The 23,078-nt window shown below is 56.7% G+C and carries 15 protein-coding genes and 3 pseudogenes; 14 read left to right on the top strand and 4 right to left on the bottom strand.

Annotated elements, in window-relative coordinates; translation table 11 throughout:
• Positions 1–20 precede the first annotated feature (20 nt).
• The gene (nifH, locus tag HJB82_RS15155) at positions 21–914 is read right to left on the bottom strand and encodes a nitrogenase iron protein (RefSeq protein ID WP_003551759.1); all 894 of its coding nucleotides are present in this window, start codon (positions 912–914) and stop codon (positions 21–23) included.
• Between the two features lie 1,111 nt (positions 915–2,025).
• On the opposite strand from nifH, the gene HJB82_RS15150 reads away from it, so the two are divergent.
• The 12 genes from HJB82_RS15150 (at position 2,026) to HJB82_RS15095 (ending at position 19,471) form a co-directional block, all read left to right on the top strand.
• Positions 2,026–2,508, top strand: a complete 483-nt coding sequence (locus HJB82_RS15150) for a TlpA disulfide reductase family protein (protein WP_168260056.1) — start codon at positions 2,026–2,028, stop codon at positions 2,506–2,508.
• A 431-nt stretch (positions 2,509–2,939) separates the two neighbouring features.
• Positions 2,940–3,509, top strand: a complete 570-nt coding sequence (locus tag HJB82_RS15145) for a hypothetical protein (RefSeq protein ID WP_221140450.1) — start codon at positions 2,940–2,942, stop codon at positions 3,507–3,509.
• Positions 3,510–4,040: 531 nt separating this feature from the next.
• On the top strand, positions 4,041–5,315 hold the full coding sequence (gene ectB, locus HJB82_RS15140; protein ID WP_221140448.1) for a diaminobutyrate--2-oxoglutarate transaminase: 1,275 nt from the start codon (positions 4,041–4,043) through the stop codon (positions 5,313–5,315).
• A gap of 557 nt (positions 5,316–5,872) precedes the next feature.
• Positions 5,873–6,574 carry a hypothetical protein gene (locus tag HJB82_RS15135; protein ID WP_206990211.1) on the top strand — a complete coding sequence of 234 codons (702 nt, stop codon included), beginning with the start codon at positions 5,873–5,875 and terminating at the stop codon, positions 6,572–6,574.
• A gap of 474 nt (positions 6,575–7,048) precedes the next feature.
• Entirely contained in the window at positions 7,049–7,258 is a 210-nt protein-coding gene (locus HJB82_RS15130) for a helix-turn-helix transcriptional regulator (protein ID WP_206990212.1), read from the top strand.
• A 104-nt stretch (positions 7,259–7,362) separates the two neighbouring features.
• Positions 7,363–8,598, top strand: coding sequence for an acetyl-CoA carboxylase biotin carboxylase subunit family protein (locus HJB82_RS15125; protein WP_221140443.1), 1,236 nt, complete (start codon positions 7,363–7,365; stop codon positions 8,596–8,598).
• Positions 8,599–9,270: 672 nt separating this feature from the next.
• Positions 9,271–13,929: a glutamate synthase large subunit gene (gene gltB / locus HJB82_RS15120; RefSeq protein ID WP_246638873.1), complete on the top strand. Its 4,659-nt coding sequence runs from the start codon at positions 9,271–9,273 to the stop codon at positions 13,927–13,929.
• Positions 13,930–14,157: 228 nt separating this feature from the next.
• The gene (gene glnA / locus HJB82_RS15115) at positions 14,158–15,564 is read left to right on the top strand and encodes a type I glutamate--ammonia ligase (RefSeq protein ID WP_221140441.1); all 1,407 of its coding nucleotides are present in this window, start codon (positions 14,158–14,160) and stop codon (positions 15,562–15,564) included.
• A gap of 72 nt (positions 15,565–15,636) precedes the next feature.
• Positions 15,637–15,957 carry a thioredoxin gene (gene trxA / locus HJB82_RS15110; protein WP_221140439.1) on the top strand — a complete coding sequence of 107 codons (321 nt, stop codon included), beginning with the start codon at positions 15,637–15,639 and terminating at the stop codon, positions 15,955–15,957.
• 257 nt (positions 15,958–16,214) lie between these two features.
• On the top strand, positions 16,215–17,495 hold the full coding sequence (locus HJB82_RS15105) for a D-amino acid dehydrogenase (protein WP_221140438.1): 1,281 nt from the start codon (positions 16,215–16,217) through the stop codon (positions 17,493–17,495).
• A gap of 4 nt (positions 17,496–17,499) precedes the next feature.
• Positions 17,500–17,880 carry a RidA family protein gene (locus HJB82_RS15100; RefSeq protein WP_206990217.1) on the top strand — a complete coding sequence of 127 codons (381 nt, stop codon included), beginning with the start codon at positions 17,500–17,502 and terminating at the stop codon, positions 17,878–17,880.
• Positions 17,881–17,995: 115 nt separating this feature from the next.
• Positions 17,996–19,471 carry an NAD-dependent succinate-semialdehyde dehydrogenase gene (locus HJB82_RS15095; RefSeq protein WP_221140436.1) on the top strand — a complete coding sequence of 492 codons (1,476 nt, stop codon included), beginning with the start codon at positions 17,996–17,998 and terminating at the stop codon, positions 19,469–19,471.
• A 69-nt stretch (positions 19,472–19,540) separates the two neighbouring features.
• Here HJB82_RS15095 and HJB82_RS31995 read toward each other — a convergent pair.
• Positions 19,541–19,679 (bottom strand): annotated as a pseudogene (locus tag HJB82_RS31995) (IS5/IS1182 family transposase); the annotation flags it as partial.
• 46 nt (positions 19,680–19,725) lie between these two features.
• Here HJB82_RS31995 and tnpC point away from each other — a divergent pair.
• Positions 19,726–20,318, top strand: a pseudogene (gene tnpC / locus HJB82_RS15090) (IS66 family transposase); the annotation flags it as partial.
• Between the two features lie 9 nt (positions 20,319–20,327).
• Here tnpC and HJB82_RS31600 read toward each other — a convergent pair.
• Positions 20,328–20,874, bottom strand: a pseudogene (locus HJB82_RS31600) (serine recombinase); the annotation flags it as partial.
• A gap of 84 nt (positions 20,875–20,958) precedes the next feature.
• Complete coding sequence (locus tag HJB82_RS15080) at positions 20,959–21,423, bottom strand: Lrp/AsnC family transcriptional regulator (RefSeq protein ID WP_115097769.1); 465 nt, start codon at positions 21,421–21,423, stop codon at positions 20,959–20,961.
• A gap of 185 nt (positions 21,424–21,608) precedes the next feature.
• Here HJB82_RS15080 and HJB82_RS15075 point away from each other — a divergent pair, with 185 nt between their 5' ends.
• The gene (locus HJB82_RS15075; protein WP_221140429.1) at positions 21,609–23,012 is read left to right on the top strand and encodes an aspartate aminotransferase family protein; all 1,404 of its coding nucleotides are present in this window, start codon (positions 21,609–21,611) and stop codon (positions 23,010–23,012) included.
• The last annotated feature ends 66 nt before the right edge of the window (positions 23,013–23,078 follow it).

Below are 23,078 nucleotides of genomic sequence, written 5' to 3'. Positions count from 1 at the left end.
GTCGCTGCGCGTCAGTGTGATCACTGGGCAGCTATCAACTTGGCATCCCTGGCTTGAAGTTCGGCAAGCATCTGCTCATCGGTTTTCATGATCCCGAAATCGAGAAGCATGTCCTCAAGTTCTTCCATGGTGATGGGGGTCGGGATGGTGCCTTTGCCCGAATTGTCATGTATTCTTTGGGCAAGTGTCCGGTACTCGGCCGCTTGCTGAGAGTCCGGCGCATATTGGATCACCGTCATCTTTCTAAGTTCGGCATGTTGGACAATGTTGTCGCGTGGCACGAAGTGGATGAGCTTGGAATTGAGTTTGGCAGCCAGCGCTTCGGCGAGGTCGAGTTCGCGGTCGGTCTGACGCTCGTTACAAATGAGGCCACCCAGGCGCACGCTGCCGCCTGCAGCATATTTTAGAATGCCCCTGGCGATATTGTTGGCGGCATAGAGGGCCATCATTTCGCCGGACATGACGATGTAGATTTCCTGAGCTTTGTTTTCACGGATCGGCATCGCGAAGCCGCCGCACACAACGTCACCGAGCACGTCATAAGACACGTAGTCGACATCGTTGTAGGCGCCGTTCTCTTCGAGAAAGTTGATCGACGTGATAACGCCGCGTCCCGCGCATCCGACGCCTGGCTCCGGGCCGCCAGACTCCACGCATTTGATACCCTTATAGCCTACCTTGAGCACGTCTTCGAGTTCAAGATCTTCAACCGAACCTCTCGTTGCTGCGAGATCAAGAACCGTATCCTGGGCCTTCGAGTTCAAGATCAGGCGCGTAGAGTCGGCCTTAGGGTCACAGCCGACGATGAGGATCTTCTGCCCATGGTCCACAAGGGCGGCTAGCGTGTTTTGGGACGTAGTGGACTTGCCAATTCCGCCCTTTCCATAGAATGCGATCTGACGCAGAGCTGCCATGCTTGGCGTTCCTTCATGTGTTCGAGCAATGCGGTTATCCCGCAAAGCGAAAAGCGGAGGCCGTTCCGCTGCCTCGCAATAGCTCTCAAGATTCGTGCCAAGCGGGCCGATAGAGATGACGAACAATAATTAGCTGCGAATCCAGTTATGTGGGCGTAGAATACGGGATTGAAAACAGGAGCGCTTGTCACGTAACCGACAAAGGTGATGACAATGTCGAAAATAGATTGTCACGCTCTGAGGGCCAATGAACGGTGCGGCCCTTTGTGCAATATCTGACCAACCGACAGGATGTCTCATTTTGTGTAGCGGACTATTGTTAGAGCAGTTTCTATCCCATCACCAGACCGGCCGTAACGAATTCTGATCGCTTCCCCTAAAGAGTTGTCTTCGGTGGATATTGATGATGATCATGATCATGCTATCTAGGCTCGACTGCGCCACGGCGAGCGGTCTACTTCACAAGGAAGACGTCATTCGCGCCTCGACTGGTCCCCTACATAAAGTTAACTTCCTGCTCTGCTGTCGGTCATGATAGTGGCAGTGATGTCAACGAAGCTCTCGCCCCTGCTCACGCGGTCAGCAATCATGACCACTCGACGACGAAGAAGGCGCCACGTTCTGACGAACGTCGTGTGGCGCGGTCCTATTGAGTACGGATCTTCTCGAATGCGCTTCAACGTGGCATCCGTCCTTCGAAGTGGCTTACTTTTCTTCAAGGGCACTAGCCGGATGTAGATCGTTCAGAATTGTTCCGCGTTTCAGTGGCGTCCAGCTTCAGAACAGATCTTTGTCTCAAGGCCTTCGTCGAATGATTACTTCGCCCCGTTAGGGATCGTAACTGGCAAATTCTAAATGGCCTAATTAGTTGGAGTAGGTCACGAGTTAAGGCATTGTCGCCCACCTTTGTCGGTTACGTGACAGGCGTTGTTCTTCCTCAATTCCGAATTTTTCGTCAGTTAGCTGAAATGGCAGCGAAATTGTTGCTCGCCAGCTAAATCGGCCTGCTTGGCACGAATCTTGAGAGCTATTGCGAAGTGGCGGAACGGCCGACACATCCGCAGTGCGGGGTAACCGCATTTGGTTTTGAACACGTGAAGGAACACCAAGCATGGTTGATGTGAAGGTAGGTGACTCAGCGCCTTCGATCATTGATGTGGGCTGGGTTCGTGGCAGGCCTCTCGAGACCTTCCAGCCAGGCAATGTTTACATTCTCGTGTTTCTGACGGCCACCCGCGGAGGCTGCGCGGAAATAATGCCCGATCTCGTGCAGTTGCAGGAAAAATACCGGACTGATGGTCTTGAGGTCATCGGCATCGTGATCAAATGGCCTACAACGGCGGCTGCGGCTCGTGTTTATGTGAACGCATGGCTAAACCAAACCTGCCCGAATCTCAATTTTCGAGTAGGGGTCGATTTCACAGGTCAAATTCACAGCCTCTGGATGGACCCGATCCATTCTGTTGTGCCGTACTCGTTCGTTCTCGACCGCGGCGGAAAGGTCGCCTCTGTCCACCCGATAGACCTTGATGACGTTGTGCGGAAAGCGCTTGACGTAAGCCAACGCAAAGCCACGCCGCATAGGCGCTGTTGATGTTTCACGGGCATGATTGATCCAATCAAGGCCGCTCGACCTCATAGGTGCCAAGACCGTCCCCGTCATAGAGCACCAAGCGCCATAACGCAGTGGAGCGCAGATATGGTTGATTGCGGATTGGCTCCGTCGATTAAAGCGCAGGACTGGCTGCGAGGCGATCTCTTTTCGACCTTCCAGCGCGGCATTATGCACATCCCCGGATCCTTTCCTCGTGCGTGTCTGCATACCGGCACTGGCCCGCCTGGAGCAGGTGCCGGAGAAATACGGAACATGGGTTGGAGGGTATCGGCGTTGCAGCAGATGAGGAAGCTGCGACCGCTGACGGCTAGAGCTCACCCACCTGTACATGTGGCTAACGGCAAAGTTCCCTCATTTTGACGCAGCTGGCGCACCAGCAAGAAGCGAACGATCTGACAAAGGAGAACGAAATGGATGCCGCTGGACAATCATTGATCGATCGCATCTGGGCGGCGATAGAGGCTAAGGATTGGAAGACGGCACTGTCGCTACTACAAGATGGCATCAGTGTTATGCCGGACAGCCTCTACCTATTCCAGTTATATGCAGACATATTGATTGACGAATTGCAAGACATGGAGGCCGCCTGCCTGATGCTACGCAAATTTGTCCGCCTTGCAATTGAGAAGGACTCAAAAGACTGGCTTCTTGGAGCGATGCATCAACTCTTTGACTCATCGCATGACTACTCGCGATTTCCATTTGGTGAACGCTTGTCGATGGGCAAGGCGCTCTCCGAGCACATGCTGACACTGTGCCAGTGGGAAAATGCCCACTCAAGAGCGGAGTATTATCAGGCCATGGCCTACTTCTTCCATGAGATCGGCAACAACATCGTGGCAGTGGAGTTGTTCGAAATGACTGTGACTTTGGTAAAGGGGTTGCCCATCCAAGACGAAGTGAAGCGGCTAGCCCGATTGCAGAAGACATTAGCCGAGTACAAGTGCCACGAAGCAGTTCGCGCGGAGCTGCTTTGCTAGGGTGGAAAGAGGCGATGCCTGGGCAGCGGGTCTTAAACCAGCTTGGTGCGCTCGATCGCAATGCCGACCCGCCACCACGCCGATAGTTTTGACGGATTGTAGTGGCTGGCGAAGGCAAGCGTGGTCACTTCTAGGCAGGTGACGAACCGCGATCGATAAACAACGACTGAATGCTTTGGTCAACCCCTCCTTTGCCGATTCAAAGTGATCACAGCATAAAGATAAACGACTCGCACATGAGTTCCACGCGCCACAAGCGGTTAACCGTGCATAGGCGTCACGATGTACGACATTGTCTTTGCTGGTTCAGCGACATGCCTGCATTTCTCGGCCCCGTATTTGGGCGCCTGAATAGCTGGCATAGCAGTGAATAATATGGGTCGTCTATAAAGAAGCTGACTGGCACGAAACTTGAAAGAAATGGGCCGGACGAAGGTTGCAAGTCATCACCGTTGAGCCGAGCCGGAATTCCGATCGGACCCTAGCTCGGACAGCAGACCGAAATTGCAGCGGTTAAAAAGGAGTAAGATCGTGTTCCCTGACAACAACTCCAACTCGCTTTCTGTGTTCGAAAATCTCGAGTCGAACGTGAGGTCGTATTCGCGATCCTTTCCTACCGTATTTAGGAGGGGCGTCGGAGCCATTATCGAGGACGAGAAGGGCTGCAAATACATCGACTTTCTCTCCGGCGCGGGTGCTCTCAACTACGGTCACAACGATCCCGAGTTGATAAATGCCATGGTAGAATACACGAAATCGAGTGCAATAATCCATGGATTGGACATGGCTACGTCAGCTAAACGAGAGTTTATGGAGTTTTTCAATGCCACAATTTTACGCCCGCGTGGTTTGAAATATAAATTTCAATTCCCCGGCCCGACCGGCGCCAATGCCGTGGAGGCTGCCTTGAAGCTCGCACGCAAAGTCACTGGACGGCATAACATAATTTCATTCACCAACGGCTTTCATGGAGTGAGCCTGGGCGCGCTTGCGGTGACAGGTAATCGTTACTACCGCGATGCGGCAGGCCTTCCTCCAGCCGGCGCCGTATTCATGCCCTATGACGGCTACTTCGGGCCTGAAACAGACACGTCGGAGTACCTGGACAAAGTGTTTTCGGATGCAAGCAGCGGCATAGATCTGCCAGCAGCCATCATTTTGGAAACCGTTCAAGGCGAGGGGGGCATAAACGTCGCGAGCGAGAAGTGGCTGCGGTCGGTCGAGCGAATTTGCAGAAAGAACGACATTCTCCTCATCGTTGACGACATTCAAGCAGGATGTGGGAGAACCGGCAGTTTCTTCAGCTTTGAATACGCCGGTATATCGCCCGACATAATCGTTCTCTCGAAGTCGCTGAGTGGCATTGGGCTGCCGCTGTCTCTTTTGCTGCTCAAGCCGGAGTTGGACGTATGGCAGCCGGCAGAGCACATCGGGACGTTCCGAGGCAACAACCTTGCGCTCGTGACAGCGACGGGCGCCTTGAGAAAGTTCTGGGCAAATGAAAATCTATCTGACGATGTCATGGAAAAAGGAAGCAACATGAGCGAGCGCCTGCGGCAGATCGCGCAAAGCACCCAAAATCACAATCTATCCGTCCGCGGAAGAGGCCTGATGCTGGCGCTCGACTGCGCTGAAGGCAATGTGGCCGAAAGGATCGTTCGCAAAGCCTTTGATGAGGGGCTTGTGGTAGAGAGATGCGGTGCAGAGGACCAAGTTATCAAGTTTCTTCCACCTCTGACGATCGATGCGCAAACGCTTCAGCGTGGTCTGGACATTCTGGACCTGTCTGTCCACGCGAGCGTCTGACTCTAAGAGCCGAAAATCGGACAGAGGCTCAATGCAGGGTCAGCGAGACATGAACTTCCTTCGAAAACGCGTTGGCTTACGGTCGCGGAAACTGATGTTGCTGAGTGGCGGACTTGAAGCAGAAGATGCTCATCGCCGACGGCGGCGCCTCGCAGCTGGCTCGCAGGCCTCATGTTTAACGTAGAGGCCCAGGAAGGTCCCTCATCTCGCGGCAAGGTGGATGAAGGGGCCCAACTCGTGGCTTAGTCGAAAGCCGCATGTGCTTCACTCATATTCAGGAGGTAACGATGAGCGAACCTGTTGGCCTTTATATTGATCACCAGATGACCGTCGCCAATCTCCCAAGTAGCGAAGCTCGGATATATTCGTCGACGGCTGCGAAGAAAATAGACAGCTCAGCGGAGATTGGGCTCCCGGTGGCTATAGGCCGTAGACCGCGGCGGCATGCGTGTCCGATTACGCCGCAATGCAGGGGTGACCAAACAGACGACTCATCTGTTGGGCGAAATGCCCTCTAGCGATCTTCGCCGCAAACACTGGTGAATAGGAGAAGTGACATGCACGGAAACGTGACGACGCTCGATGTATCAAAATATATCTGCGCAACAAACGAGTTGGCACGCCGATCCGGTCTCAGCATTACAATGGGCGAAGACTTTGAGGAATATGTGGGGATCACCAGCAAACTTCCCGGAAAGCGGCCCACGTATCCAAACTTCCGTCCAGACTGTTCCGATCTTTTCCCTGGAAAGGCTTTTTGGATCGTCGGGCGGGACAGAAAAGGAACCGTGGCACATGTCCAAGCAATGCGCGTCGACGATCTACTTGACACGAACCTTGCAGAGCACCTCGAGTCGCTAAAATCCTGCTTCAAGGATCCTGTCTTGAAAGCGGGACAATACTCCTCATGTCGCTGCTACGCTCCGAGTGCTCGAGGAATAACCGGCGTTGTAGCATATCGTGGCGATCTGTGGCTGCGGGAAGACTTTAGGGGCCGCGGCCTCATGAGTTATATTGGTCACATCGCATTCGGATTGGCATGGGCTAAATGGGCGCCCGATTTCATTTATTCGCTGGTTGCCGACTGGTATGTGGCAAAAGGGGTCCTTGGTCGTTCTGGTTACGTGAACCGAGAGCAGCATGGCTCGGTCCTGCGCCTGGATGCCGAGGGCATCGATGATGATGATTGGCTCCTTTGGATGACGCGAGACCAGGTGCTGCAAATGATTTCGTCCACTTTGGAGACTGACAACAGCTAATTTGTCTGTGGTACGTGGCCGCGCTCGGCGCCCGGTTTGTCCCCAAAGCGACAGACAGCTTAGTGATGCGCGTTCCCGCTCGTAAGGCATCGGTCAAGACCAAGGAAATCCTTAGAGGGATAGGTTATCAAGCATGACCTTATGCCATGGTTTATCAGTCGGTGAAGGCATAGTTGCCTGCTTGCTTATGGCCCAGAGGGATCGGGCTTTCCTCCCGCCGAATAATTGACCGGGCACCGGACCAAACCATGCCGCGAGGTAGGCATCCTGTAGAGTTTGTCTACTTCAAAACACGACGCTGTTGCCCTGCCTCCATGCTTTTATGCCGTAACCAGTTGAAAAGTAATGGCAATGTCGTCTGAGGCTCGTTCGACGCTGTTGGCACGATATTCGCAACGAAAGAAGCGGCGACGTCAACAGGCACTTCTGTGGCGTCCCTCAATCGGTGGAACGAATCGAAATGGATAAGGTGGCATGGAGTGTGTTCCTAGCCTCTCTCCACGCGAGAAAGAATGTCTCCTGTGGATAGCGCAGGGAAAGACATCGTGGGAAACGGCCGTGATCATGGGGATTTCCGAAAATACGGTCGCTTTTCATGTGAAGAATTGCCTACGAAAATTGGATGTCCGAACCAGAACGGCCGCCGTCGCGACGGCAACACGATTCGGACTCCTGAAGCTATAGCGAGCACTACTTTAGCATGGCCTGGCACGTTCCTACCTCGTAGGCTTCGATACTCGCCAGAGCCTCTGCAGAGGGTGCTATCGAAACCATGGAGGTCAACGCCATTGGCCAAAAGAGCGCTTATTCTGGTTGAGGGCCATAGAACTATTGGCCACCTGTACGTGAAGGAAGCCCGGCGTTTGGGTCTTTACCCAATCACGCTTTCTGCTCACCCAGCTCAGTATGCATATCTCGAGGCGGAAGGCACTGAGGTCATCCCAGTCGCCACGGACAATGTCCAGGCTCTGCTTCATGAATGTTCAATACTGCGTTCAACCCATGAAATCGCTGGCATAACTGGCTTCTCGGGACTTGACGAGTCGATTTATGTGACAGTCAGCGAACTCTGCCGGCATTTCAGTCTACCGGGGCCGGACCCTGCTTCAATCGATCGATGCAACGACAAATTCAATCAACGTCAGTTGCTCAGAAAGGCAGGCATTCCGATGCCCGCTTATCGCTTAGCAATGGATGCAAAGGAGGTAGAATACGCAGCCGCAGAGATCGGCCTACCTGTAGTTCTAAAGCCAGCTGAAGGAAGCGGCAGCAGTGGCGTTCGATTGTGCCGCGATGTCGCCGAATTGGCCGCTCATACGAGCTATCTGCTGGGCGGGGAACACACTTGGCGGTCCACGCCGAGGATACTGGTCGAAGAATTCGCAAGGGGAACGTTTTTCAGTGCTAATTTAATGGGGAGTGAAGTCGTTGCAATCGGTGCTTCTGAATTCGGCCCCCCACCGAACTTCGTCTTCCATGAGACTGTTGTTCCGGCCCCTGTGACTAATGAGGAATATCATCGCGTGGTCGATCTGTCCCGGCGCTGTTTGGAAGGTCTCGGGCTTGGCTGGGGACCGTCAAACATTGAATTCCGATCGACAAAGCAGGGGCCCGTGGTGATTGAAGTCAATCCGCGTCTTGCCGGTGGCGCCAGTCCTCGGCTGGTTCAGCTCTCCTGCGGTATCGACCTCATACACGAGCATATAAAGGTTGTTATCGGCCAGGAATGGGATTTGCGCAGCCGGCATTCATGCACTGCAATTGTACGGCATTTAGTTCCTGATAGCGATGGTACGTTAGATTGGATTAGTGGCGGCGCCCGGGCGGCCTCTATCCAGGGTGTCGCCGATGTGAAGTTCCATGTAAAACCTAACGCCCGGATCATCAGGAGAGGCGACTATACAGATACTCTTGGACATGTCATCGCCGCGTCAACCAACCTCGTATTAACGAAGGAGATCCTCCAGCGGGCTGTTGACGAAGTCACCTGGTCAATCACACCATTTAGGACAAACGACGAATAGGTTGGGCTCCTCCCGCCAGCGGCTGATGGGAGGGAAATTTGTATTGATGTGACTCATAACAGAGGGAATCGTTGATGACGCTCTCATTAATAATTATCACGGAAGCTAAAGCCTACGAACGGTGCCGGTTCCCCCATTTCCCTCCTCGACTACGACGTGGCGGCGCCCGCCTGGCGACCAATCTTGGTCAGCTTCCCCGTGGCACCTCAAAGTGCAAGCTTCTAGCGACAGTGGACAGAGTACGTCCATGACATTTAGAGCGGACCACGACCGTGACTTTTAGAAAGAGCGCTTTCAAAGCTGCGCAGCCTGCATACCAGCGCGTCTTCGCATTGCCTCCGCCGCTTGTGCGAGGGAACGTTTACTGGGTGCGAGCCGTCTCGTCTGCATTTTGCAGCGGATGGCCGGCGGCAGGACTCCTAGCCGTATTGGCGTTTTCGTGCGCCACAAGCGGATTCGTCCCTATCCGATCCAGTAGGTTTCGGACTGCACGCGAGATGATATCACTGAATTTAGGAAAGGAGATTTGCGTCAGCGCCAGCCGGCGCCGGACCGTTAGATCAATAGTGTTGATCTTGCTGAAACGTGTCATCCGTCCGTCGACGCGAGATTGCCGCTGATATTCCTCACCAGCATCGCTGGTGGGAAAGAGGAGCAGAAGAGGGCCAAGTCATGCCAACATTCAGCTCAAGTCCGACAGCCAAGAAGATTGCTGCCAATGCGATCAAGCCTCGTGCCCAGGGCCTTTACGATCCACGGAACGAGCGTGATGCCTGCGGCTTCGGCTTCGTCGCGCATCTAAAGGGCCATAGGTCGCACCGGAACGTCGTGGATGGTCTGGGCATGCTCGAGAGACTGATGCATCGCGGCGCCGTCGGGGCCGATCCGCTGGTGGGTGACGGCGCCGGCATCCTGGTGCAGATCCCCGACCGTTTCTTCCGCGAGGAAATGGCCGAGCAGGGCATCACCCTGCCGCCGGTCGGCGAATATGGCGTCGGCCATATCTTCATGCCCCGCGATGAAAAGCAGATCGAGCACTTCAAGAAGGTGATCAAGGACGTCATTACCGAGGAAGGTCAGGTCTTCATCGGCTTCCGCGACGTGCCGGTCGACAATTCCTCGCTCTCCAAGGCGCCGGCCATTGCCGCAACCGAGCCGCATCATGTGCAGGTCTTCATCGGCGCCGGCGAGGATGCCGAAAACAACGACGAGTTCGAGCGCCGGCTGTTCACGCTGCGCAAGGTGATCTCCAACCGCATCTATGACGAGTTCGACGGCGAGGAGAGCAATTTCTATCCGGTATCGCTGTCGTCGGCGACGGTGGTCTACAAGGGCATGTTCCTGGCCTATCAGGTCGGCGTCTATTACAAGGATCTGTCGGATCCGCGTTTCGAAAGCGCGGTCGCCCTGGTGCATCAGCGCTTCTCGACCAACACCTTCCCATCGTGGAAGCTCGCGCATCCCTACAGCATGATCGCCCATAACGGCGAGATCAACACGGTGAACGGCAACGTCAAATGGATGGAGGCGCGCCGCCAGGCCTCGGTCTCCTCGTCGCTGTTCGGCGAGGACATCTCCAAGCTCTGGCCGATCTTCGAAAAAGGGCAGTCGGACACCGCCTATCTCAACGACACACTCGAATTCCTGGTGCGCGGCGGTTATTCGATGGCGCATGCGATGATGATGCTAATCCCGGAACCCTGGGCCGGAGACCACTCGATGGCCGCCGAACTCAAGGCTTTCTACGAATATCACGCCGCACAGATGGAACCATGGGACGGACCGACTGCCATCGCCTTCACCGACGGCAAGCAGATCGGCGCCAAGCTCGACCGCAACGGCCTGCGGCCGGCGCGCTACCTCGTCACCGATGACGACCGCGTCATCATGGCGTCCGAAGCCGGCGTGCTGCCGGTTCCGGAGGAGAAGATCATCCAGAAGGGGCGCCTGCAGCCGGGCAAGATGCTGCTGATCGACATGGTAGAACGCCGCGTCATCTCCGACGACGAGGTGAAGTCGCAGCTTGCGACAGCGCATCCCTATCGCAGCTGGCTCAACCGCACCCAGCTCATCCTCGAAGACCTGAAGCGGGCGGAGCCGCGGGCGCTGCGCCGCGACGTGTCGCTGCTCGACCGCCAGCAGGCCTTCGGCTACACTGCGGAGGACTTGGCGACGGTCTTGAAGCCAATGGTCATTAACGGCGAAGAGGCTCTCGGCTCGATGGGAATGGACACGCCCATCTCGGCGATGTCGGAAAAGTCGAAGCTGCTCTACACCTATTTCAAGCAGAACTTCGCGCAGGTGACCAACCCGCCGATCGACCCGATCCGCGAGGAACTGGTGATGAACCTGGAGTCCTTCATCGGGCCGCGGCCGAACATTCTCGACCACGAGGGTGCGGCGAACGTCAAGTGGCTCAAGGTTCGCCAGCCAATCCTGACCAATGGCGATCTTGAAAAGATCCGCTCGACCGACCGTTTCGACACCAAGACGCTCGATTTCACCTATGATATCGAGCGTGGTGCCGAAGGCATGCCCGAGATGCTCGACCAGCTCTGTGAGCGCGCAGAAGCGGCCGTCAAGGGCGGCTCCAACATCATCGTGCTCTCCGACCGCCAGATCGGGCCGGACCGGATCGCGATTCCCGCATTGCTTGCCACAGCTGCCGTGCACCATCACCTGATCCGCAAGGGACTGCGCACCTCGGTCGGTCTCGTCGTCGAGTCCGGCGAACCGCGCGAGGTTCATCATTTCTGCCTGCTCGCCGGCTACGGCGCCGAGGCGATCAACCCTTATCTTGCCTTCGACACGTTGCTCGACATGCATGCCAAGGGCGAATTCCCGAAGGAAGTGGATTTTTCCGAAGTCGTCTACCGCTACATCAAGGCAGTCGGCAAAGGCATCCTCAAGGTCATGTCGAAGATGGGCATCTCGACCTACCAGTCCTATTGCGGCGCGCAGATCTTCGATGCGATCGGCCTGCAGTCGGAACTGGTCGACAAGTATTTCTTAGGCACCGCGACGAAGATCGAAGGCGTCGGCCTCGAGGCGATCGCCGCGGAAACCGTCGCCCGCCATAACGCGGCCTTCGGTACCGATCCACTTCTTGCCACGACACTCGATATCGGCGGCGAATATGCCCGACAAAAAGGCGGCGAAAGCCATGCCTGGACACCGGATGCGGTCGCAGCCCTTCAGCATGCCGCGTGCGGCAATGCCGAGGACCGCTACCGCGAATTCGCCGACATGTTGAACAATTCGGCGCTGCGCATGAACACGATCCGCGGGCTGTTCAAGATCAAGAGCGCCGAAGCGCTCGGCCGCAAGCCGGTATCGATCGACGAGGTCGAGCCGGCGGCCGATATCGTCAAGCGTTTCTCGACGGGGGCGATGTCCTTCGGCTCGATTTCCAGGGAGGCGCATACGACCCTGGCGATCGCCATGAACCGGATCGGCGGCAAGTCGAACACCGGCGAGGGCGGCGAAGAATCCGACCGCTACATACCGCTGGCCAATGGTTCGATGAACCCGGAACGTTCGGCGATCAAGCAGATCGCCTCGGGCCGCTTCGGCGTCACGACCGAATATCTCGTCAATGCCGACATGCTGCAGATCAAGATGGCGCAGGGCGCCAAGCCTGGCGAAGGTGGCCAGCTGCCGGGTCACAAGGTCGATGCGACCATTGCCAAGACCCGCCATTCGACCCCGGGTGTCGACTTGATCTCGCCGCCGCCGCACCACGACATCTATTCCATCGAAGATCTGGCGCAGCTGATCTACGATCTGAAGAACGTCAACCCGGCCGCCGATGTCTCGGTCAAGCTGGTCTCTGAAGTTGGCGTCGGCACGGTTGCCGCCGGTGTCGCCAAGGCAGGCGCCGATCATATTACTATTTCGGGCTCCGACGGCGGTACGGGTGCGTCGCCACTAACGTCGCTGAAACATGCCGGCAGCCCCTGGGAAATCGGCCTTGCCGGGACCCAGCAGACGCTGGTGCTGAAGGGTTTGCGTTCACGTGTCGCCCTGCAGGTAGACGGCGGCCTGAAGACAGGCCGCGACGTCATCATCGGGGCGCTGCTTGGAGCCGACGAATTCGGCTTTGCCACCGCGCCGCTGATTGCCGCCGGCTGCATCATGTGTCGCGGGTGCCATCTCAACACCTGTCCGGTGGGCGTGGCGACCCAGAATCCGGCGCTGCGCAAGCGCTTCAAGGGTGCGCCGGAGCACGTCATCAACTACTTCTTCTTCGTCGCCAACGAAGTGCGCGAAATCCTCGCCTCGCTCGGCTTCACCCGGCTTGACGAGATCATCGGCGCCTCGGAGCTGCTGGAGAAGGACGAGATGCTGTCGCACTTGAAGGCCAAGGGCCTCGACTTCAGCCGCATCTTCCACAAGGTTGACGCTCCCAAGGAAGAGACCTTCTGGACGAGCCGGCAGAAGCACCCGATCGACGACATTCTCGACCGCGTGCTGATCGAACAGGCGCAGCCGGCACTGACGGCCAAGACACCCGTCGCCTTCGAGGTCGGCATCAAGAACGTCGACCGTTCGGTGGGCGCGATGCTTTCTGGCGAGGTCGCCAAGCGTTATCGCCATCGCGGTCTGAAGGAAGACACGATCAATGTGACGCTTCGCGGCACGGCGGGACAGAGCTTCGGCGCCTTCCTGGCACGCGGCGTCACCTTCAACCTGATCGGCGACGGCAACGACTATGTCGGCAAGGGGCTTTCAGGCGGCAAGATCATCATCCGGCCGCCGGAGAATTCAAGGATCGTGGCCGAGGACTCGATCATCGTCGGCAACACCGTGCTTTATGGTGCGACCGAGGGCGAGTGCTATTTCCGCGGCGTGGCGGGCGAACGTTTCGCCGTGCGCAATTCGGGCGCGATCGCCATCGTCGAGGGTGTCGGCGACCATGGCTGCGAATACATGACCGGCGGCGTCGTCGTCGTGCTCGGCGCCACGGGCCGCAACTTCGCAGCCGGCATGTCCGGCGGTGTCGCCTACGTGCTCGATGAAACCGGTGATTTCGCCAGCCGCTGCAACATGGCGATGGTCGAGCTCGAGCCGTTGCCCGAGGAAGACGACATGCTGGAGAAGCTGCACCATCACGGCGGTGATCTCATGCACAAGGGACGGGTCGACGTCTCCGGACACATGACGCGCCATGACGAGGAGCTTCTCTACCAGCTGATCTCCAACCATCTGCACTATACGGGCTCGGCCCGCGCCACTGAGATTCTCGACAACTGGGCCGAATACCGTCTGAAGTTCCGCAAGTGTATTCCGCGAGGCCAAGGCCGCTTGCTGGTGAAGAGGGAAACCAAGTGAACGGAAGTGGCAGCGACAAAATCGTTTGGTTTTGTCCGACAATGTCGGCCATAAATATCGTCACAGAAAGTTAACGTGCTGTTTTCACAAGCGTTTTCCGTTCGGCATCGAAATTGCACAGATTGGTGGACAGGCAAGAGGAGAAATCGTCCCGACATCGAGCCTACTGAAAATGCTCCCGCTTCAACGGGTTAAGCTGACTTTGATCGACGCGGCGAAGGACCAAACATGGACCCGCTAAAAAGGCTGCTCAAGCTTATCAAAGACAACGACGTCCAAGAAATCGACTTCCGCTTCACGGAAATAGGCGGCAAGTTGAAGCACATCACATACGACGTCGCAATAATCGACTCGGACACAATGACTAAAGGTTTAATGATAGACGGTTCGTCCTTTGACGGCTGGAAGGCGATCAACGAGTCCGACATGGGCCTTATTCCAGATCCGACGACCGCCCAAATGGATCCGTTCCTCTCGGTACCCACGCTGACGATCATCTGCAACATTTTCGAACCTGTCACGGGTGAGCGCTACAACCGCGACCCACGCGCCATAGCCGAAAAGGCTGAGAATTACGTGCGGTCGATTGGAATCGCCGACACGGTGCATGTGGGTGCCGAGCCCGAGTTCTTCGTCTTCGACGACGTTAAGTACCAGGCTGACCCCTACAACACCGGCTTCAAACTCGATTCCGCGGAGCTGCCGATCAACAGTGATAAGTCTTACGAAGGAGGGAATCTCGGCCACCGCATCCAGACCAAGGCCGGCTATCTGTCAACGCCGCCGGAGGATTCTGGTCAAGAAATGCGCAGCGAGATGTCAGCACAGATAAGATCGATGGGCGTGACAGTGGAAAAGCACCACCACGAAGTGGCTCCTGCCCAGCACGAGATCAGCACGCAGTTCAAGACCCTGGTTCGCAGCGCCGACGAGGTGCAGATCTTCAAATACTGCGTCCGCAATGTCGCTGAACGTTACGGCAAGACGGCGACATTCATGCCGAAGCCGGTCATTGGCGTGAATGGCTCGGGCATGCACGTGCACCTATCGCTGTGGAAGGGCGACAAGCCGATATTTGCCGGCGACGAATATGCCGGCCTTTCGGAGAGCTGCCTGTACTATATCGGCGGCATCATCAAGCATGCCAAAGCGCTCAACGCCTTCACCAACCCGTCAACGAATTCCTACAAGCGTCTCGTCCCGGGTTACGAAGCACCTGTGTTGCTTGCCTATTCGGCCCGCAATCGATCGGCCGCCTGCCGTATTCCGTTCGGCTCCAATCCGGAGGCAAAGCGTGTGGAGGTCCGCTTCCCGGATCCGGCCGCCAACCCCTATCTCGCCTTCGCCGCCATCCAAATGGCCGGTCTCGATGGCATCAGGAACAAGATCGATCCAGGTCCAGCGATCGACAAAGACCTCTACGATCTGCCACTGCACGAAAAGGAAAAAATTTCGACCGTCTCTCTATCGTTGCGCGAAGCTCTTGACAGTCTCCACGACGACCGCGCCTTCCTCAAGGCCGGTGGCGTCTTTAACGATGATTTCATCGACAGCTATATCAAGCTGAAAATGGAAGAGGTTACTCTTTTAGAGACAACCCCGCACCCGGTTGAGTTCCAGATGTACTACTCATGACAGAAAGGAGCGGCGACATCATCACATTGAGATCGCACAATCACATGACACCCCAATTTCAAGGAGTCGCCCATGTCTATTTGCAATGTTGATAAAGAGAGCTTTCAATCAGAAGTTCTGGAATCCGAAAAACCGGTCGTGGTCGATTTCTGGGCCGCTTGGTGCGGCCCCTGCATAGTGATTGCTCAGGTGCTCGAGGAAATCGCCGTCGAATCGGAAGGCAAGGTCAAATTCGCCAAGCTGAATGTCGATGAGAACCCAGAACTCGCCTCGCAATTTGGTGTGGAGTCTATTCCGACCCTTGCAATCTTCAAGCGCGGCGAACTTGTCGATAAGCTGGTCGGTGCAACACCGAAGACTGCTCTTTTGAACTGGATTTCGAACGTTGCCTGAATGATATCGTCCAACTGTTATCCATTGACGAAAATTCCGGTGCCACCGGTCCTTTTTTATCGCAGTCGCCATCTCGAGGATGCCATTGTCGGCTGGAAGTGAGCTTTGAGGTTGTCCATCCGGAGGGAATTTTCGCAGACTGGAGTTGCCACACCTCGATTTCCAGAATCACTCCGAATGAACATCCGTAAGAATGAACCACTGATACGGCTGCATCGAGAGGAAAAGGCTATGGCCGTTGCATCCATGGGGACATTATGAGGGTCATCGTTCTAGGCGCCGGCATTGTTGGCGTCACCTCCGCTTACCAGCTGGCAAAAGCTGGTCACACGGTAACCGTTATCGACAGGCAGAAAGGTCCGGCGCTTGAGACAAGCTTCGCCAATGCAGGCGAAGTTTCCTTCGGATACTGCTCGCCTTGGGCAGCGCCAGGAATTCCGATGAAGGCTTTGAAATGGCTATTCATGGAACGTGCGCCGCTGATCCTGCGGCCAAAGATCGATGGCGCCATGCTGTCATGGCTTTTAAAGATCCTATCGAACTGCACTTCCGAGCGCTATGCTATCAACAAGAGCCGCATGCTACGGCTGGCTGACTACAGTCGTATCTCCCTCGCTGCCCTGCGCAAAGAGACTGCCATCGAATACGACCAACGTATGCAGGGCACGCTGCAGCTCTTCCGCACGCAGGTACAGCTCGATGCCTCCGCCAAGGACGTCGAGGCGCTTGCAGCCGACGGCATTCCCTACGAGGTACTCGATCGTGATGCCTGCGTTCGCACTGAGCCGGCGCTCGCACATGTCCGCGAGAAGATCGTTGGTGGCCTGTTGACGCCGAAGGACGAAACTGGCGATTGCTTCAAGTTCACCAACGAACTGGCCAAAAAGGCAGAGCAGCTTGGCGTCCGGTTTTCCTGGAGTACGGAGATTAAGGGCTTGGATATCGAGGCCGGCCGTGTGCGTGGCGTTGTGACCAAATGGGGAACCCTGCCAGCAGATGCAGTTGTTGTGGCACTTGGCAGCTACTCTCCGTTGCTTCTCAAATGCCACGGCATCAAGCTCCCTGTCTATCCGGTCAAGGGCTACTCCCTGACTATCCCCATCACTGACTCCTCGCGGGCGCCGGAATCGACGATCATGGACGAAACTTTCAAGATCGCGATCACGCGTCTTGGTGACCGTATCCGCGTCGGGGGCATGGCAGAAATCTCCGGCTATTCGAACGACCTCGGCCTAGCCCGCCGGAGCACCCTCGAGCATTCCGTCATGGATCTTTTTCCCGGTGGTGATGCAAAAGAGGCGACATTCTGGTCGGGTCTTCGCCCGATGACTCCGGATGGAACGCCGGCGATTGGTCCCACCAAGATCGCGGGCCTCTTCCTCAACACCGGACACGGCACACTCGGTTGGACGATGAGCTTTGGCTCAGCCCGGGTCATCGCTGATCTCGTGTCCGGTCGAAAGCCCGAAATCGACGCAACTGACCTGGCGGTTAGCCGCTACGCTTTAAGCCACTGTCAGAAATCTCACGGAGGATAAAACCTTGATTGAACAAATTTCGACGACCGACGCTCCTGGAGCCGTCGGCCCATACTCACAAGCAATCAAGGCCGGCGATCTACTCTTTGTTTCGGGCCAACTGCCAATTGATCCGGCCACAGGCGAATTCAATTCCGCAAACGCCGTAGAGCAGGCCGAGCAGTGCCTCAGAAACCTTCAGGCGATCGCGAGGGCCGCCGGTACGGAACTGTCAAAGACAATCAAGACGACCGTCTTGCTAACCGATCTGGGTGACTTCGCTGACGTCAACCGCGTTTACGCGAGCTTTTTCTCGACCGCCTTTCCCGCTCGCGCATGCTACGAGGTAAGGGGCCTCCCAAAAGGCGCGAAGGTCGAGATCGAAGCTGTCATTTCCCTGATTTGACCGACCACGACAGTAAGGCATGTAGCCAGGGCGCTGACGTCATCGCTCCAGTTTTGTCGTTCTGGACAGACGGAAATACAGACGGCTGGGTGCACAATCGGGAGTAGGAAGAGCAATGACCCTAACGACAGCATTGACGCGCCACCTGAACCGACCGGAGCTATTCCTTGGTCTTGCCAATGACCGTTGTTCTTCGACTGCAGGGCTAAGCAGAAGATTTGCCGTGCTCAATCCGTCCACGGGAGAATTGCTGGCCGAAGTACCGGACATGAGTGCCGAGGATGCTCGGTTCGCCATTGAAAGAGCTCACGCCGCGAAAGAGGCCTGGGCTGGGCTGACTGCTCGGGCACGATCGGATGTGTTGTGGAACTGGCACCAATTAATGATTGAGCATAGCGACGATCTCGGAGCGATCCTGACCGCGGAGATGGGAAAACCGCTGGCAGAGGCCAAATCGGAGATCTCGCATGCGGCGGCCTATGTGCAATGGTATGCCGAGGAAGCCAACCGCATTTACGGCGAAACCATCCCGGGTCCGTCGATTGATCGCCGAATGCTGGTCATCAAGCAGCCGATCGGGGTGGTCGGCGCGATCACTCCCTGGAACTTCCCAGCTTCGATGGTGACGCGCAAGATTTCGCCGGCGCTTGCAGCCGGTTGTACCGTCGTCCTCAAACCCGCTGAGCAGACGCCATTGATTGCTGCGGCTATGTTCAACTTGGCAAAGCTGGCTGGCTTCCCCAACGGCGTCTTGAACCTGGTCTATGCGTCAGAAGGTGATGCGATTGGTCGCGAACTATGCGTCAACCCTAAGGTGCGGAAAATTAGTTTTACCGGTTCGACAGAGGTCGGCCGGCTGCTCATGCGCCAGTGCTCTGACCAAATTAAGCGAATCAGCTTCGAACTCGGCGGCAATGCCCCTTTTATTGTCTTCGATGACGCCGAGATCGATGCTGCGGTTGAGGGAGCGATCCAAGCGAAGTTTCGCAATGCTGGACAGACTTGCGTATCCGCCAATCGGATTTACGTTCAGTCGCGGGTCTATGCTGAATTTGCCGAGAAGTTCACTGAGCGCGTGCGATTGCTTAAGGTCGGAGACGGGTTTGATCCTGATGTGACGATTGGTCCATTGATCAACGGGAACGCGCTCGAAAAGATCGAATTACACATCACCGATGCGGTGCAGAAGGGGGCAAGGGTTCGCTGCGGCGGACGTCGGCTTGGAACTTCAGGAACATTCTTCGAACCGACTGTGGTTACGGACGTTGCGAAAACGACGCTTGTGGCGCAGGACGAGACGTTCGGCCCGCTTGCACCACTTTTCCGCTTCGAGGACTCCGACGACGTGATCCGCGAAGCCAACGACACCATTTACGGCCTGGCGGCCTACTTCTACGCTTCCAACCTCAAGCGGGTCTGGCGCGTCGCTGAAGCGTTGGAATATGGCATGGTTGGCATCAACACGGGGCGTATGTCCTCGGAGGCTGCGCCATTTGGCGGCATCAAGCAATCCGGGATAGGACGCGAGGGCTCGTGGCATGGCCTAGAAGACTACCTCGAAATGAAATATCTTTGCATGGGAGGGCTCTAAAAGTCGCAGGAGTGCCCGCTGTGCATGGAACGGAATTTCCTTCCCCCGAACGACATCGTTGCTGTGCCCGCGTCCGTCCATATCGACCATTATTGTCGCTGGCAGCCTTTGATCTTTTTGCCCGCAGCATAGCCGTGCGGACCGCCGCTCTCATGGTTTTGACACTCTGACTATCCAGCACAGCAGCACTCGGAGAGGCATGGCAGCCCGGTCCGCTCACGGGCCACGGGCTAATCGCTGCGGCATCAGGCGCGAGTAGCGAAACGACAGCACCCGTGCTGGATCCGGGACGGGGCAAGACCAAGACCGGCCAGCTCTGGGCGTATTCCCGCGATGACGGGCCTTGGCAGGGAACCGATCCGCCCGGCGTCGTCTATGTCTACGCGCCGGATCGCAAAGCCGAGCGTCCGATGGCCCATCTCGAGGCTTCGTCGGCATTCTTCAGGTAGACGGCTATAGCGGCTATCGCCCGTTGACTGCCAAGAACACCGTATCTCTGGCATATTGCTGGTCGCATGTCCGTCGGCGCTTTTACGAGCTGGCAGCCGCCGGTCCCGCACCCATTGCCACCGAGGCACTCAGACGCATTGCTGAACTCTACAAGATCGAAGATGAGATACGTGGTCGCACGCACAAAGAGCGCAGCACCGCTCGGCAAGAAAGTAGCCGTCCGATCACCGATAGCCTCGCTCCTTGGCTACGCGAAGAGCTTGGCCTCCAGAAGACAAAACTGGCCGAGGCGATCCGTTATGCCCTGTCACGCTGGGACGGGCTGACAAGATTTATCGACGATGGCCGGATCGAGATCGACTCCAACACTATCGAGCGATCCATCAGGCCGATTGCCGGACCTGAGTCATTGTGCACTCCTTCTCTCAGTATCTGTAAACATTGGAAGCGTCTCCATGTCAGCAATGCGACACGGGCGGCCCTTTCGGGCTATCGCGGCTTGGACCCTCGCAGAAGCCAGGTCGCTGACCCTAATTTGATACGGCGCACCGCGAACCACCTCTTCAGCGGACAACACCTTCATCTTTGTCAGATGGCGTATTCGATGGTTAGTTACGCCTAATGCCGCCGCAGCCTCGGTCATGGTCAGCCATTCGCCGTCTTTGTCGGCTGATTTGTACGCGTGGATCGCACGTACCCGCCTTACAGAAACGACCCGATGCGCGGTCAGGTTTTTCCTTGCCCCGTTGGATGCCCATTCGATTAAGCGACGCGGCGATATGTTCATCGGACCAGCGACCAGCCATGCTGCGCATCACCGCCAGGGCATCCTCAGTGGTGGCACAACCGTGTTCACCGGTCTGAGGCTTACGGACCTTGAGTTCCGAATGCTGACCGCCCTTCCAATGGATCGTCAGCACCACGTCACGCACCGCATCGTCGACATGCGCCACGCCGCATCTGGCGAGAAGGGAAAAAAGCCTTGACGAGTGCGGCGCAAGAGAAGACGACACCTTGGCCTAGTCGACCAAACACTCTCAGTCTTCGATCGGAAAGGCAAATCCAGCCTTCACGCGGTCCATGACAACCATTGTTTTAAACCCTTTAATATCATTGTTCTCGTAGAAGAAACGACGCGTGAACTGCTCGTAATCCTCCATATCTTTTGCCGTAACGACGAGCAGGAAGTCGGCGTCACCGGTTACATAGTAGCCGATCATGACTTCGCGCGTGTTTTTGATTGCTGCCTTAAAGCGATCGATAATGTCAGCCCTCTCTCGCTCGAGGGATACCAGGACGACGACCGTCACATGCCTGCCGACTGCCTTCGGCGACACGATTGAAACGTCAGCCTCGATGACGCCCTCGGCCCGCAAGCGTTTGAGCCGGCGCTGGCAGGCTGTCGGTGAAAGATGTGCTCGTTCTGCCAGTTCCTCGGACGTGAGCTTGTTGTTCTTTTGAACGGCGTTTAGAAGCGCGATGTCCGCGCGGTCGAGTTCCATGGTCGTGAAATCCTGCAGCTAGCTTTAAAATTCGCAGAATTCCTGCATAGGTGGCATTATATCCGCCGTCAATCGGCATCAATTTCGCAGCACATTGAACCATCGAATATAGATGCGGGAAATCAGCGGAGCATATCACGCTGGCTTCAGCCGCTTCACTCCATCGCGCTACGGAAGGGGTCAGAATGACCATCAACATCAAGGACATCGCCGAGAAGGACCGCAACTCGGTCCTGCATCCGTTCACGCAGCTGCAGGACTTTGCCAGCGGCAAGCTTGGCGAGCCGACGATTGTCGAAACGGGCAAGGGTATCCACATCCAGGACGCCTACGGCAATCAGCTCATCGATGGCTTTGCCGGCCTTTACTGCGTCAATGTCGGCTATGGCCGAACCGAGGTGGCCGAGGCGATCTCGCGCCAAGCCTACCGGCTTGCCTATTACCACTCCTATGCCGCCCACACGACCGACGAACTGGCGATCCTGTCAGACCGTCTGGTGAAGATGGCGCCGGGCAAGATGAGCAAGGTGTTCTACGGCATGTCCGGCTCCGACGCCAACGAGACTCAGGCGAAGCTCGTTTGGTACTACAATAACCTCCGCGGCAAGCCCACAAAGAAGAAGATCATCTCACGCGAGCGCGGCTACCACGGCTGCAGCGTCGTCTCCGGTTCGATGACCGGCATGAGCTTCTACCATGATCACATGGACCTTCCGCTGCCGCAGATCACCCATACCGGCGTGCCGCATCATTATTGGGGCGCCCATCCTGGCGAGACCGAGCGGGAATTCTCCGCGCGCCGGGCTGTTGAGCTCGACCAGCTCATCGAACAGCTTGGGCCTGACAATGTCGGCGGTTTCATCGCTGAACCGGTGCTTGGCACTGGCGGTATCACCCCGCCGCCGGAAGGCTATTGGGAGGCCATCCAGCCGGTGCTGAAGAAGCACGACGTGCTGCTAATCGCCGATGAAGTGATCACCGGTTTTGGACGCACCGGCTCCATGTTCGGCTCGCAACATTATGCCATCGAACCGGACCTGATCACGGTCGCCAAGGGCCTGACGTCTGCCTACTTCCCACTCTCGGCAGCGATCGTCGGGGAGAAGGTCTATCAGGTGCTGGAGGACGGAGCCGACAGGGTCGGCGCTTTCTCGCATGGCTATACCTATTCCGGCCATCCGATCGGCGCAGCCGCAGCCAACGCCGTACTCGACATCGTTGAGAAGGAAGATCTGCCGGGGAACGCCCGCGATGTTGGCGCCTATTTCCAGGCGCAGCTCAAGGAAAAATTCGCGCAATTGCCGATCGTCGGCGAGGTGCGTGGTGTTGGCCTGATGGGTGCAATCGAGTTCGTCGGCGACCGCGAGAGCAAGACCCGTTTCGATCCGTCGCTGAAGGTGGGTGCACGTGTCTCGAAGACAGCTCGCGACGGCGGTCTGATCGCCCGTGCGATGCCGCATGGCGACATCCTCGGCTTCGCACCGCCACTGGTCACCACCAAGGAAGAGATCGACGAGATCGTCTTGATTGCCGAGAAGGCAGTGCGCTCGGTCATGGACGACCTGGTGCGCGACGGCCAGAAGCTCTGACCGAGAGCGGCTTGCGTTTTCCAGGCCATCGCCTGAACAGCCAGTCGCAATCAGATTGTCGTTGTC

This window comes from Rhizobium sp. NZLR10 (genome assembly GCF_019685125.1).
Classification (GTDB): domain Bacteria; phylum Pseudomonadota; class Alphaproteobacteria; order Rhizobiales; family Rhizobiaceae; genus Rhizobium.
Note: the sequence above shows the minus strand (reverse complement) of the source record. Positions and strands in the feature narration are given on the sequence as shown.

Bases quoted from the DNA above. Each gene is read 5' to 3' on its own strand.
- trxA (WP_221140439.1), top strand. From the start codon at position 15,637: ATGTCTATTTGCAATGTTGATAAAGAGAGCTTTCAATCAGAAGTTCTG.
- gltB (WP_246638873.1), top strand. From the start codon at position 9,271: ATGCCAACATTCAGCTCAAGTCCGACAGCCAAGAAGATTGCTGCCAAT.
- HJB82_RS15135 (WP_206990211.1), top strand. From the start codon at position 5,873: ATGCACGGAAACGTGACGACGCTCGATGTATCAAAATATATCTGCGCA.
- HJB82_RS15145 (WP_221140450.1), top strand. From the start codon at position 2,940: ATGGATGCCGCTGGACAATCATTGATCGATCGCATCTGGGCGGCGATA.
- HJB82_RS15095 (WP_221140436.1), top strand. From the start codon at position 17,996: ATGACCCTAACGACAGCATTGACGCGCCACCTGAACCGACCGGAGCTA.
- nifH (WP_003551759.1), bottom strand. From the start codon at position 914: ATGGCAGCTCTGCGTCAGATCGCATTCTATGGAAAGGGCGGAATTGGC.
- HJB82_RS15080 (WP_115097769.1), bottom strand. From the start codon at position 21,423: ATGGAACTCGACCGCGCGGACATCGCGCTTCTAAACGCCGTTCAAAAG.
- HJB82_RS15130 (WP_206990212.1), top strand. From the start codon at position 7,049: ATGGAGTGTGTTCCTAGCCTCTCTCCACGCGAGAAAGAATGTCTCCTG.
- glnA (WP_221140441.1), top strand. From the start codon at position 14,158: ATGGACCCGCTAAAAAGGCTGCTCAAGCTTATCAAAGACAACGACGTC.
- HJB82_RS15150 (WP_168260056.1), top strand. From the start codon at position 2,026: ATGGTTGATGTGAAGGTAGGTGACTCAGCGCCTTCGATCATTGATGTG.
- HJB82_RS15105 (WP_221140438.1), top strand. From the start codon at position 16,215: ATGAGGGTCATCGTTCTAGGCGCCGGCATTGTTGGCGTCACCTCCGCT.
- HJB82_RS15075 (WP_221140429.1), top strand. From the start codon at position 21,609: ATGACCATCAACATCAAGGACATCGCCGAGAAGGACCGCAACTCGGTC.